This window comes from Pseudomonas sp. KK18, assembly GCF_037094675.1.
GTDB lineage: Bacteria > Pseudomonadota > Gammaproteobacteria > Pseudomonadales > Pseudomonadaceae > Aquipseudomonas.
Genome location: NZ_CP146605.1, coordinates 1,388,418 through 1,401,058, shown reverse-complemented (window position 1 = coordinate 1,401,058; position 12,641 = coordinate 1,388,418). Strand labels below are relative to the sequence as shown.

The window sequence follows — 12,641 nt, the reverse complement described above, 5'->3', positions numbered from 1 at the left end:
CTACTCCTTGGCCGCCAGACTTACCACTCGATTGGCGCGATCCACCGGGCGCACTTGCTGGCCCTCATGGAGTACATGCACACCGGCGGCGATCACCCAATCAGTGGGGTTCAAGCCTTCCAGCACCGGCACGGTTTTCTCGCCAAAGGCGCCGATCCGCACCGGTGTGCGCTTGAGGGTATTGTCGGGCTGCACCACCCAGACGTAGGACGCGCCGTTCTCCGCACTCAGGGCAGACAGCGGCACCGCCAGGGGAATCACCCCGTCAGCCTGGATGAAGACGCGAGCGCTCTGCCCCAGTTCCGCAGGCACTTTGCCGCCGGTAAACGCGACGCGGGCGGCGAAGGTTCGCGACTTTGGATCGGCAGCCGGCGACAGTTCGCGGATGCGGCCGTTGAAGCGCTGGTCGGGCTGGCTCCACAGTTCCACGGACACCGGCTGGCCAATCTTGAAACGCCCGAAGCTTTGCTCCGGCAGGCTGATCAACACCTCCCGCTCGCCATCGGTGGCCAGGGTGAATACGGTCTGGCCGGCCGACACCACCTGGCCGACTTCCACTGCACGCTTGGCGACCACGCCATCCTGGGGTGCGCGCAACACGGCGTAACCGGCCTGGTTATTGGCCACGTCGAATTCGGCCTTGATCTGCTTGAGGCGTGCTTCACCGGAGCGGTAGAGGTTTTCGGAGTTGTCGTACTGGGAGCGGCTGACCATCTGACGGTCCATCAGGGTCTTGTAGCGGTCACGCTCGGCGCGTACCAGGCTCAGGTTGGCGTCGGCAGCGGCGACCTGGGCACGGGTGGCTTCCAGTTGCAGGCGTACGTCCTGAGGGTCGAGTTCGGCCAGGGGCTGGTTGGCCTTGACGCGCTCGCCCTCCTCCACCAGTCGTCGGCTGACTTTGCCGCCAATGCGAAAGGCCAGGTCGGGTTCATAGCGTGCACGCACCTCGCCCGGGTAGCTGTCGGAAGCCTGCGCCGAAGGCTCTGGCTGAACCACCATGGCCGGGCGGACGGTGGTTTGCGCCGCTTCTTCATGGCCACAGGCAGCCAACAGGAATAACAAGCTGGCAGGCAAAGCGAGTGGCAGGAAATAGCTGCGCATGCTGAAGGACCTTTCGCTAATGGTGCTAGGAATAATTATACTGGCCAGTATGTTATTAATACCAAACTCACCAGTCCAGTAATAAAGTGAAAATGTCCGACAATCCTGTGAACACCAATAGCCCCGGGCGTCCCAAGGACATGGCAAAACGCCAGGCGATTCTTGATGCGGCGAAGATCCTGTTTTTGAGTAATGGGTATGCCAGTACCAGCATGGATGCCGTGGCAGTGGAGGCGGGGGTGTCGAAGCTGACGGTGTACAGCCATTTCACCGACAAGGAGACGCTGTTCTCGGCGGCGGTGGTTGCCAAGTGCGAAGAGCAGTTACCGGTGATGTATTTCGAGCTGCCCGAGGGTGTGCCGGTGGAGAAGGTGCTGCTCAATATCGCCCGCGGGTTTCATGTGCTGATCAATAGCGAGGAGTCGGTGAACCTGCATCGGTTGATGATGACTTCCGGGAGTCAGGATCCGAAGTTGTCGCAGATCTTTTTCGAGGCCGGGCCGATGCGTATGTTGCAGGGGATGGAGCGGCTGCTTTGTAAGATCGACCAGAGTGGCGCATTGCGTATTGCCAAACCGTTCACCGCGGCGGAGCATTTTTTTTGCTTGCTCAAGGGGACGGCGAATTTTTGTTTGTTGTATGGGTGCGGGGGGCAGTTGAGCGCTGAGGCGGCCGAGGAGCATGTGCAGGAGGTTGTGGGGCTGTTTATGCGGGCTTATCGGGCTTTTTGAACTGAGTACATATCCGTTATTTAGGTAACGGCCACTTAGGGTTCCGCTCTTACAGCGGCTCACTTTTGAACAGCGCAAAAGTAAGCAAAACGCTCTTGCCCCACCACTCGGCACCTCGCCTAGGCTCGGTGTGCCCTCACTCCGGCTTTGGACCGTGGGCCGCCGTCATGGGCCATCCTTGGCCCAGGACGGCTAACCTGGCGTCCTGCCAGGTTACCCACGCTCCAAAGCCTGCGTTCGGCCAGCGTGGTTTAACGGGGCGCCTAAGATCAAGATCAAAAGCAGATCAACAGCACAGCGGCCTCCCGGCCGGCTTGAGTGTTACAAGCAAAAGCAAATACCAGAGCGAAAACAGCTCTGCTTTTCTGTGGGAGCGGGCTTGCTCGCGAAAAACCAGAGGACGCCGCGTTGAATCAGGATACCCACGTCATCGTTAACGACCTTCGCGAGCAAGCCCGCTCCCACATTTGGACCGTGCCCGCTTTAGCTTTTGATTTTGCTTTTAACACTCAAGCCGGCCGGGAGGCCGCTGTGCTCTGCTTTTGATCTGCGGGCCCCGTCAACCACGATGGCCGCAAGTAGGCACGGTGGAGCGGGTAAATCGGCAGGGATGCCGATTTAGCCGCGCCGGGCCATGGATGGCCCGTCGCGGCGGCCCGCGGAACCGTGCCGGAGTGCGGGCATGCCGAGCCTAAGCGAGGCACCGAGTGGTGGGGCAAAGACCTTTTGGTTACTTTTGGGGCGTTTGCCAAAAGTGACCCGCTGTAAGAGCGGAACCATAAGCGGCCGTTACCTAAATAACGGATATGTACCCAACCCTCAGGACTTCAGCGCCTTCTTAGGATAAATGTCATACCGACTGGATTTCCCATCCAACGCATGACTCGGCTTCACCCCCTCAATACAAGGCGCCTTACGCGGCCGCTTGACCACCACCCGATGACTGGCCAAAGCCAACGCCGCCGCCAACAACGCCGGCGCATCCGGATCATCCCCCACCAGCGGCCGAAACAACCTCATCTCCTTCTTCACCAACGCCGTCTTCTCCCGATGCGGAAACATCGGATCCAGATAAATCACCTGAGGCGGCTCCCCCTCCCAATCGCGCATCACCTCAATGGAGTTGCCCTTGAGCAACCTCATCCGCGCCACAATCGGCGCCACCTCAAAATCCTCTGCACCTCGCGCCAAGCCATCTTCCAGCAACGCCCCAATCAACGGCTGGCGTTCAATCAGGCTCATCTCGCAACCCAGGCTGGCCAACACAAATGCATCCTTTCCCAACCCCGCGGTAGCATCCAGCACCCTGGGCCGCACGCCCTGCGCCACACCCACCGCCTTGGCAATCATTTGCCCGCTGCCGCCGCCATACAGACGCCTGTGCGCCGCCCCACCCTCCACAAAATCCACCCGCACCGGCCCCGGCGCCTCAGGCCCCAGCTGTTGCAACTGCAGCCCCTGCTCCCCCACCTGCAAGGCAAAGTCCGCCTCATCCAGTTGCAAAGGCAACCCCAGCTGCTCGGCCCAGTGCTGCGCACGTGCCTGAAAACCTTCGGCCAAGGCCTCGACCCGAATGCGGCTGGCCGCTGGTTGTTCGCTCATCGGTGACTACGCTCAAAAATATTAAGGATCGGCAAAAAGCGGCCGATAAAAAAAAGGATCCGGCATTTTGCCAGAGCTGAGCGACGATCGAGAGAAATGTCAGACATTCCTTCGCTATTCACCGGTGTACTGCCGACCCACAACCACTTCGGCCTGCGCAATACCCAAGCGCTGGCCGGCGTCAGTCATGTGTGGCAGGACTTCTTCGCCCAGGCGTTGGCCGAACAGCTCGGCGACACGCCGGGCGCGCTCGCCGAGTCGGTGACGAAACCTGTGGACCCGGCGGTAGAACCCAGCGAAGGCAGTGACCTGCTGTCGCAGATCGTCACCCAGCGCGCCTGTGATGTGACAGACACCGAGATCGCCCCGCCCGAGCCGCTGTTCCTGCCCATCGCCGAATTCGAACTGGAACTGCTGCCACCGGCCCCGCCACCGTACCCGGCGGAAGAAGTGGTCGCCCAGCAAAAGCAGCAAAACTTCGAAAGCGCCTGGGTGCGCCCGATCGTCCTGGCCGCCGGCCAACCGCTGCCCGAACCGGGTCCGGCGCCGCAACCACGCCCGCTGCATTTGCCGATCGCCGAATTCGAACTGGACCTGCTGCCACCACCACCGCCACCGTTCCCGGCAGAAGAGCTGGTTGAGCAACAGAAAGCCCTGGATTTCGACAGCCGCTGGGCGCGTCCGCTGATCCTGCACAACCTGCGCCTGGCCGCCTGACCCTCAGCGACATACCCACCACCGACCCATGTCCAGATGAAAGTGATTACGGTGGGCGGCGTTGTAATCCGGGCTCAACACCACATTGAAATCCTTGCAGGCGCCGTCGCGCACTTGCCGCAGGAAGCGCGCACGCTCGCCGTCACCCGGCCAATCCTTGAGCACACTGATGGTGCGCCCGTCCGCCAGGCGAAACCCGGCGATATCCAACGCATTGGCCGACGCATGCTGGCTGAGTCGCCCGTTGGCGCGGTTGTAGATATTGCGACAGGCAAAGCTGCCCAGGTGATCGACCCGCGTCACTGCCTGGCCAAACACCGCCTGGGCCGCTGGTTGCAGGCTATGGCGCTCGAACAGGGCGAACGCCACGGCCAGCGGGCAACTGGCGAGAAAGCTGCTGCTCAAGCCGACATCAGCGCCTTGGACCCGCAACGTGTTACGCAGCGGGCAAGCCGCGTCGGCAGGGCTGTCCGCCTGATGGGCGACTCGCAGCCCGGAGGTCTTCAGCACTTGGTCACATAGGGCAGGATCATCCTGCAAACGCCCAAGCTTGAATCGGGTCAGCAGGTTCGGGCTTGCCCGCACGTCCAGCGGCGCCCACGGGTTCCACTCATCGGGCAGCGGCACCCAGCCCCGCCACACGCCAACCAACACACCACCTGCCAACACCAGCAGCACGCCCAGCACCTTGAAGAAACGCACGCCTCAGCCCTTGAACAGTTGATTGGCCTGGTTGAACGGCATCGAGCGCTCAGTGAAGGTAAACGTGCCCAACTCATGAACCTCCTGGGCCGCCCTGAAGAACTCGCCATAAGCCGCCAGGGCCATGGCCGAGCCGACGCTGATGCGCTTGACGCCCATCTCGCTCAACTGCGCCACGCTGAGTTTCAGGGCGCCTGACATCAAGATATTCACGGGCTTGGGTGCAACCGCCTTCACCACCGCCAATACTTCCTCGGCACTGCGCAGGGCCGGTGCATAGAGCACGTCGGCGCCAGCTTCGGCGTAGGCCTGCAGGCGGCGAATGGTGTCGGGCAAATCCAGCCGGCCATGCAGGAGGTTTTCCGCGCGGGCGGTCAGGGTGAAGGGGAATGGCAAACTGCGGGCAGCGGCGACTGCGGCTTCGACGCGCTCCACGGAAAGGTCAAAGGGATAGATCGGGTCGACGGCAATTCCGGTGGCGTCTTCGATGGAGCCACCGACAATCCCAGTCGCTGCCGCCCGCAGGATAGTCTCGGCGCAGCCTTCAGGGGTGTCACTGAAGCAGTTTTCCAGGTCGGCGGCGACGGGCAGCGAGGTCGCCTGGACGATCGCCCCGGCATTGCCCAAGGTGTCTTCCAGGGACAACGCACCTTCGGCATCCGGGCGGCCGAGGCTGAAGGCAAAGCCGGCGCTGGTGGTGGCCAGGGCTTCAAACCCCAGGCTGGCGAGCATTTTTGCGGAGCCGGCATCCCATGGATTGGGCATCACGAACGCGCGGTCACGCTCATGCAGGGCCTTGAAGGTTTCGGCGCGAAGGGTTTGGGCATCCATGACTGACTCCTGTCGGGAAAAGGAGCCTTAGAGTAACCCCAGTTGCTCCGCTTCGGGTTCTCGATGAATCTGCGGTAAGGCCGGCAAGCCGGGCAAACGCACCATCAGCTTTTCGTGAAAGCGCAAAGCCAGTTGGGCGGCCAGGCGATTGTCAGAGGTGTGGAGAAAGACATAGGGCGTGCGACCCTCTTCGATCCAGCCGGCGACCTTTTCAATCCAGGGCACCAGGAACGGATCATTGGCTTCCAACTCCGGATGGCCGATAAAGCGCACTTGCGGAAACTGCGTCAGCGCCGCCGGGCGAGGCGGCACCTTGGGCTTTTTCGATTGGGCATGCAGCACGGCTGCCGAGGTGGAGGTGCAACTGAACAACGCACGCGGGTCCAGGCAGATGCGCTCGACTCCGCGGTCGCGCAGCAAGCGGTTGAGACTGCGCTCGGCGTCGCCCTTGGCGAAGAATTCCGAGTGACGCACCTCCACCGCCAACGGTCGCTCCAGCCCGTCGATAAACCCGGCCAACTCACCCAGGCGCTGCGGGGTAAAACTGGCCGGCAGCTGCAGCCACAACGGCGAAATACGTTCGCCCAACGGGCTCATCAACCCCAGGAAACTTTCCGCCGCCGGCAACTGCTCGATCAGATTGCCGCTGTGGCTGATATCCCCCGGAAACTTGGCCGTGAAGCGAAAATGCCCGGGCATGATTTCAGCCCAGCGCTGCACGGTAGCGACGGAAGGACGGGCGTAGAACGTGGTGTTGCCCTCTACGGCGTTGAAGACCTGGGAATACAGGGCAAGGTAATCGCTGGAGCGGGCGTCGGCGGGATACAGGTATTCGCGCCAGGCGTTTTCACTCCAGGACGGACAACCGAGGTAGTAAGGCAACAGCATCAGATATGGATATCGAGGCCCAGCACTTCCATATCCCATTCGACAAAGCCGGCAGTGGTCAGGTAGCTGGCCAGGGCATTGGCGACGTTTTTGCTCATGGAGCGCGGGAAGATCATGTCTTGCTGGCGGGCAGGAACGCCGCTGGTGCGTGCACCGCCGGAACCCTGGGAACGGGTTGAAACAGCAGTGTTGTCAGACTGGATTTCAACAAAATCGGGCGAGTCTTCGACGGAGTCGTCTACCGTCACGTTCGCCTTGCGAGGCTTGCGCTTGAGGGGGTAGGACTGTGATGAAAAGCCGTCTATGCGCATACATGCGAACTCGGTATCGGTGATGGCATTTTAGTGGCGCTTTCCATGGCGCGCAAATGCTCTGGTGATAACTAGAACACATAATTGGTAAAAGGTTTAAAAGCGCGGGCAAATTCTGACGATTGGCTATTTTTGTCTGAAATTGCCCGCACTTTTGACGTCAAATAATCCCGCGTTCAGCCTTGGTCTGCGCCACTTTATCCCGCAGGTACACGGGCGCCGCCTGGTCCGCCGGAATCGCCTCGCCTCGCTCCCAGGCAAAGCGTGCCAGGGCCAGCAGGTCTTCGGCGTGGGGCAGCATCCCGGCATCCTGGCCGGCAAGCGTCACGCCAATGCGCTCGCCGTAGCCCCAGCCGGTGCCGGCACCGAACCAGTCGCCGCTGGCATCAGCCGGCAAGGCCGCCGTTTCAGGCGACAGCACAGCTTCAGCCCCCACCAGGCGCATCTCGCCAGCGGTTTCGCGGTAGCAGCCCCAATACACTTCATCCATGCGCGCATCGATGGCCGCCGCGACCTGGTTGGCGCCGTGTTCGCGAAATGCCCGCTGCGCCAGCACCGCCAGGTTGGACACCGGCAACACCGGACGCTCCAGCGCAAACGCCAGGCCCTGGACCACACCAATAGCGATGCGCACACCGGTGAACGCACCCGGGCCACGCCCGAATGCGATGGCGTCCACTGCCGACAAGGTGGTGCCCGCGTCCAGCAGCAATTGCTTGATCATCGGCAACAGCTTCTGCGCGTGCAGGCGCGGGATCACCTCGTAGTGGCTCGTAACCTTGCCATCGTGCAGCAGGGCAACGGAGCAAGCTTCAGTCGCGGTGTCCAGGGCCAGCAAGGTGCTCATCGGTGTATGCATCCACGTTGAAAAAAAGTGCGTCAGTATAAACAACAACGGCCCGCAAGCGGGCCGTTGTCAATCAAGCGGATGAACGATCAGATCAGCGCTTGCAGTACTTTGCCAGTGATGGCTTCAACCGAACCCACACCTTCGATGTGGCTGTACTTCGGCTTGCCCTGGGCGGCCGAGAGTTTCTGGTAGAAGTCCACCAGCGGCTTGGTCTGGGAATGGTAGACCGACAGGCGATGACGCACGGTCTCTTCGGTGTCGTCCTTACGCTGTACCAGGTCTTCGCCGGTAACATCGTCCTTGCCCGCGACTTTCGGCGGGTTGTAGACGATATGGTAGACGCGGCCCGAGGCCTCGTGAACACGACGACCGGCAATACGCTGCACGATCTCTTCGTCTTCAACGGCGATTTCCACCACGTTGTCCAGCTCGACGCCGGCCTTCACCAGGGCTTCAGCCTGGGGAATGGTGCGCGGGAAGCCATCGAACAGGAAACCGTTCTTGCAGTCGTCCTGGCTGATGCGTTCCTTGACCAGGTTGATGATCAGGTCATCGGAGACCAGGCCGCCGCTGTCCATCACGCTCTTGGCGATCAGGCCCAGCTCGGTGCCGGCCTTGACGGCCGCACGCAGCATGTCGCCGGTGGAGATTTGTGGAATGCCGAATTTTTCAGTGATGAACTTTGCCTGAGTACCTTTACCGGCCCCGGGAGCTCCCAGCAGAATGACGCGCATCGATGTGCTCCTCAATTTTTTATAGAGATGACGCTCGGATTCGCCGCGTGGGGCCAATCTCGGAAATTTTGGGTCCAGGCCGCACAAACGGCCAAAGGCTGATCAAGATACACAGCAGGCCCAAACCACACAAGCCGCCGAAAGTAGGAGAAACCCGCGCCGCGCTGGCTTTATAGGCAGGTACAACCCTGACAGCAAAACGCCGGTCGCCAATTTTACGGCGACCGGCGCGGGGTATCTGCAAGCTATTGAGAACACGCCATAAATGTCAGCCGGTGTTGCGCAAACCAGCGGCAATACCGGCCACAGACACCAGCAGCGCCTGTTCCAGAGGGCTGTCTTGTGCCGCTTCCTGTTGCCGCGATCGGGCCAGCAATTCGGCCTGCAGCAGGTGCAACGGGTCCAGGTAGGTGTTGCGCAGGCGGATGAACTCCAGCGTATCGGGGCTGTGGGCCAGCAGCTGAGACTGGCCAGTCAGGCCAAGCACCACACTGCACGCCTGCGACAATAGGTCGCGTAAGTGCGCACCCAATGGCAGCAGATCGGGCTGCACCAATCGCTCGTCATACAGCCGGGCGATATCGGCGTCGGCCTTGGCCAGCACCATTTCCAGCATATCGATGCGGGTACGAAAGAACGGCCACTGCTCGCGCATCTGCCCCAGCAACTCGCCTTCGCCACGCTCCAGGGCATTGTTCAACGCCGCTTCCCAGCCGAGCCAGGCGGGCAGCATCAGGCGGGTCTGGGTCCAGCCGAAGATCCACGGGATCGCCCGCAGGCTTTCGATACCGCCGGCCCGGCGCTTGGCCGGACGACTGCCCAGGGGCAAGCGACCCAGTTCCTGCTCCGGGGTCGACTGGCGGAAATACTCGACGAACTGCGGATTTTCCCGCACCACGGCACGGTAAGCGCTGACACCGTCGGCGGCCAATTCGTCCATCAAGTGGCGCCAGGCCGGTTCCGGTGGTGGCGGTGGCAGCAAGGTTGCCTCCAGCACCGCCGCCAGGTACAGGTTGAGGTTTTGCTCGGCGATGTCCGGCAGGCCGAACTTGAAGCGGATCATCTCGCCCTGCTCAGTGGTGCGGAAACGCCCCGCTACCGAGCCCGGCGGCTGCGACAGGATCGCCGCGTGAGCCGGGCCGCCGCCGCGGCCTACGGTGCCGCCACGACCGTGGAACAGCAGCAGTTCGACTTGTTGTTCGCGGCAGATTTCCACCAGCCGTTCCTGGGCCCGGTATTGCGCCCAGGCGGCGGCGGTAGTGCCCGCGTCCTTGGCCGAATCCGAGTAGCCGATCATCACTTCCTGCGGGCCCTGCAGGCGGGCGCGATAACCCGGCAACAGCAGCAGTTTCTCGATCACCGGGCCTGCGTTGTCCAGGTCAGCCAGGGTCTCGAACAACGGCACCACACGCATCGGCCGTTGTACGCCGGACTCCTTGAGCAGCAGTTGCACGGCCAACACGTCCGACGCGGCGCCGGCCATGGAGATGACGTAGGAACCCAGGGACGCAGCCGGTGCGGCAGCGATTTCCTTACAGGTGTTCAGCACTTCGGCGGTGTCTGCCGAGGGTTTGAAGTAACCCGGCAACAAGGGGCGACGGTTGGCCAGTTCCTTCATCAGGAAACTGATGCGCGCCTCTTCGTCCCAATCCTCGTAACGGCCGAGGCCCAAGTAATCCGTGATTTCGGTCATGGCCGCGCAGTGGCGGGTGGAATCCTGACGTACGTCGAGGCGCACCAGGAACAAGCCAAACGTCACAGCCCGACGCAGGCAGTCCAGCAGCGGGCCGTCGGCAATCACGCCCATGCCGCAGCTATGCAGCGACTCGTAGCACAGCTCCAGCGGCTCGAGCAGCTCGCGGTTGTTTTGCAGCACATCGGCGGGCGCCGGCGTGGTGCTGGTCAACGAGGTGTGGGCCCATTGGCGTGTGGCGCGCAGCCGCTCACGCAATTGCTTGAGCAACGCCCGGTAAGGTTCGACGCTGTCACCCACCTTGGCCTGCAATGCCGGGCTGGCCTGTTGCATCGACAGTTCGGAGGCGAGGTGGTCGATGTCGCGCAAGTACAGGTCAGCGGCCATCCAGCGCGCCAGCAACAGCACTTCGCGGGTGACCGGGGCGGTGACGTTGGGGTTGCCGTCGCGGTCGCCGCCCATCCAGGAAGCGAAGCGAATCGGCGCGGCCTCCAGAGGCAGGCGCAGGCCGGTCGCGGCATGCAAAGCGTGATCGGCCTTGCGCAAATAATTCGGGATGGCGTGCCACAACGAATGCTCGATCACCGCAAAGCCCCACTTGGCTTCGTCTACCGGCGTGGGCCGGGTGCGGCGAATTTCTTCGGTGTGCCAGGCTTCGGCGATCAGGCGTTGCAGGCGATTGCGGATCTGCTCGCGCTCGGCGGTGGTGAGGTCGCGGTGATCCTGCAGGGCCAGTTGTGCGGCGATGGCGTCGTATTTCTGGATCAGGGTGCGGCGGGCGACTTCGGTGGGGTGAGCGGTGAGCACCAGTTCGATTTCCAACCGACCCAACTGGCGCGCCAGGGATTCGCTGCTGTGGCCTTCACTCTGCAGGCGCGCCAGCAGTTCCGGCAGCACCCGCGACTCGAACGGCGCCGGGGTTGATTCATCACGGCGGTGGATCAACTGATACTGTTCGGCGATATTGGCCAGGTTGAGAAACTGGTTGAAGGCCCGCGCCACCGGCAGCAGTTCGTCTTCCTTGAGTTGATTGAGGCTGGCGCTCAGCTCTTCGCCGGCCACCTGCTCCGAGGCTGCGCCACGGCGGTCGGCCTTGGCGCCTTTACGGATCTGCTCGATCTTGTCGAGGAATTCATCGCCGTACTGTTCTCGAATCGTGTTGCCCAACAGTTCACCCAGCAGGTGAACATCCTCACGCAAACGTGCATCGATATCGCTCATCAGCCAATCTCCAGCAGAAAATCCGGGACGCTTTGATCTTCAAGAGTGCCGCCCACGGCGACGTCTTACAAGGAACTTTAAACCTTGTGAGTTGCAGCTAGTCTCAACAGTAAGCCGCAGCGTTATCCGCGCTGGCCGGCTGGTCACTCATCATCGCCCGCGTACCGTGGGCTCCATTGAGGTTGCCATGAAAATCCGAGAACTGGCCCAGCATTGGGAAGAAAACGCCAAGGGTCGCCTGACCAAAACCGAATACGCCATCCATCTGGACGTGGAAGCCGCCGCCAGGCTGGCGGCGATCTCCGAGATGTACCCCAAACGCCATACCGAAGAACTGCTCGGCGAGTTGATTGGTGCAGCCCTCGAAGAGCTGGAAGCGAGCTTTCCCTACATCAAGGGCAAGCAGGTGATTGCCACCGATGAGGAAGGCGATCCGCTGTATGAGGATGTCGGCCCAACCCCACGTTTTCTCAGCCTGTCACGGCGTTACCTGCACGATTTGTCAGCTCAGTCCGACAAGCAGAAACACTAGTAAACCTGCGCCTCAAAACCCTTAACCTCCCGTATTCAGGGCCTCCCACAGGCCCTGGATACCGCTGCGCCATGCAAAAGTTCCAACTTTTAAACGCTGACCGTTCAGTCAAATATTTTTTTAGGCAAATCGCCATCTTCGCTGAACTATTCAAAAAAGCCTCCGGTCACAGCCAGTAAGCCATCACTTGGAACAGCCGTTTGAATAGGCGTCCTGAGCTAACCGCCGGGCCCCGCAGACACTGCAAGCCGGAGATGGATTTGATGTTTTTCAGGAGTTACCTAATGGAGTTGAAGACGATGAAGACCAGCACTGCCAAAACCTCGTTTAACCACCTGCGCGGGCTTAAATTGGCCGCGCTGGCAATCGGCACCAGCTTCGTACTGGCTGGCTGCGCCGGCAACCCGCCGACCGAGCAATACGCTGTTACCCAATCTGCGGTGAACAGCGCTGTCAGCGCCGGCGGTACCGAGTTCGCAGCCGTGGAGATGAAGTCTGCCCAGGACAAACTGAAGCAAGCTGAAATCGCCATGCACGACAAGAACTACGACGAAGCCCGTCGCCTGGCCGAACAGTCCGAGTGGGACGCTCGCGTAGCAGAGCGTAAAGCCCAGGCTGCCAAGGCCGAACAGGCTGTGAAGGATTCCCAGAAAGCTGTTCAGGAGCTGCGTCAGGAAGGCATGCGCCCGGCTGTGATCCAGCCGCAACAATAAGCCGCCGCCCCTGAT

Annotated in this window: 13 protein-coding genes; 4 read left to right on the top strand and 9 right to left on the bottom strand. The window is 61.5% G+C overall.

Translation table 11 applies throughout. The annotated features are described in order from the left end of the window. Positions 1-1,101 carry an efflux RND transporter periplasmic adaptor subunit gene (locus V6607_RS06150; RefSeq protein ID WP_003219359.1) on the bottom strand — a complete coding sequence of 367 codons (1,101 nt, stop codon included), beginning with the start codon at positions 1,099-1,101 and terminating at the stop codon, positions 1-3. A 92-nt stretch (positions 1,102-1,193) separates the two neighbouring features. On the opposite strand from V6607_RS06150, the gene V6607_RS06145 reads away from it, so the two are divergent. Continuing rightward, the gene (locus V6607_RS06145; protein ID WP_087694933.1) at positions 1,194-1,832 is read left to right on the top strand and encodes a TetR/AcrR family transcriptional regulator; all 639 of its coding nucleotides are present in this window, start codon (positions 1,194-1,196) and stop codon (positions 1,830-1,832) included. A gap of 819 nt (positions 1,833-2,651) precedes the next feature. Here V6607_RS06145 and V6607_RS06140 read toward each other — a convergent pair. After that, on the bottom strand, positions 2,652-3,434 hold the full coding sequence (locus V6607_RS06140) for a class I SAM-dependent methyltransferase (RefSeq protein WP_003219204.1): 783 nt from the start codon (positions 3,432-3,434) through the stop codon (positions 2,652-2,654). Between the two features lie 96 nt (positions 3,435-3,530). Between V6607_RS06140 and V6607_RS06135 the strand changes: the two genes are divergently transcribed. Further along, entirely contained in the window at positions 3,531-4,151 is a 621-nt protein-coding gene (locus V6607_RS06135; RefSeq protein ID WP_134325826.1) for an energy transducer TonB, read from the top strand. A 3-nt stretch (positions 4,152-4,154) separates the two neighbouring features. On the opposite strand, the gene V6607_RS06130 is transcribed toward V6607_RS06135, so the two are convergent. From V6607_RS06130 to ppc, 7 genes are all read right to left on the bottom strand, one after another. After that, a complete protein-coding gene (locus V6607_RS06130) occupies positions 4,155-4,853 on the bottom strand; it encodes an extensin family protein (RefSeq protein WP_087695213.1) in 699 nt (232 codons plus the stop codon). 3 nt (positions 4,854-4,856) lie between these two features. Further along, a complete protein-coding gene (locus V6607_RS06125; RefSeq protein ID WP_008431093.1) occupies positions 4,857-5,684 on the bottom strand; it encodes an isocitrate lyase/phosphoenolpyruvate mutase family protein in 828 nt (275 codons plus the stop codon). 27 nt (positions 5,685-5,711) lie between these two features. After that, positions 5,712-6,572: a DUF72 domain-containing protein gene (locus V6607_RS06120; protein WP_134325825.1), complete on the bottom strand. Its 861-nt coding sequence runs from the start codon at positions 6,570-6,572 to the stop codon at positions 5,712-5,714. After that, the gene (locus tag V6607_RS06115) at positions 6,572-6,883 is read right to left on the bottom strand and encodes a hypothetical protein (protein WP_003219213.1); all 312 of its coding nucleotides are present in this window, start codon (positions 6,881-6,883) and stop codon (positions 6,572-6,574) included. Before V6607_RS06115 ends, V6607_RS06120 begins: the two co-directional genes overlap by 1 nt. Before the next feature lie 160 nt (positions 6,884-7,043). Next, on the bottom strand, positions 7,044-7,730 hold the full coding sequence (tsaB, locus tag V6607_RS06110; RefSeq protein WP_003219215.1) for a tRNA (adenosine(37)-N6)-threonylcarbamoyltransferase complex dimerization subunit type 1 TsaB: 687 nt from the start codon (positions 7,728-7,730) through the stop codon (positions 7,044-7,046). Between the two features lie 89 nt (positions 7,731-7,819). Beyond that, positions 7,820-8,467, bottom strand: coding sequence for an adenylate kinase (adk, locus tag V6607_RS06105; protein WP_003219217.1), 648 nt, complete (start codon positions 8,465-8,467; stop codon positions 7,820-7,822). A gap of 268 nt (positions 8,468-8,735) precedes the next feature. Continuing rightward, positions 8,736-11,381 carry a phosphoenolpyruvate carboxylase gene (ppc, locus tag V6607_RS06100; RefSeq protein WP_134325824.1) on the bottom strand — a complete coding sequence of 882 codons (2,646 nt, stop codon included), beginning with the start codon at positions 11,379-11,381 and terminating at the stop codon, positions 8,736-8,738. A gap of 187 nt (positions 11,382-11,568) precedes the next feature. On the opposite strand from ppc, the gene V6607_RS06095 reads away from it, so the two are divergent. Further along, complete coding sequence (locus V6607_RS06095; RefSeq protein WP_003219222.1) at positions 11,569-11,913, top strand: hypothetical protein; 345 nt, start codon at positions 11,569-11,571, stop codon at positions 11,911-11,913. Between the two features lie 284 nt (positions 11,914-12,197). Then, positions 12,198-12,626 carry a DUF4398 domain-containing protein gene (locus V6607_RS06090; RefSeq protein ID WP_003219226.1) on the top strand — a complete coding sequence of 143 codons (429 nt, stop codon included), beginning with the start codon at positions 12,198-12,200 and terminating at the stop codon, positions 12,624-12,626. The last annotated feature ends 15 nt before the right edge of the window (positions 12,627-12,641 follow it).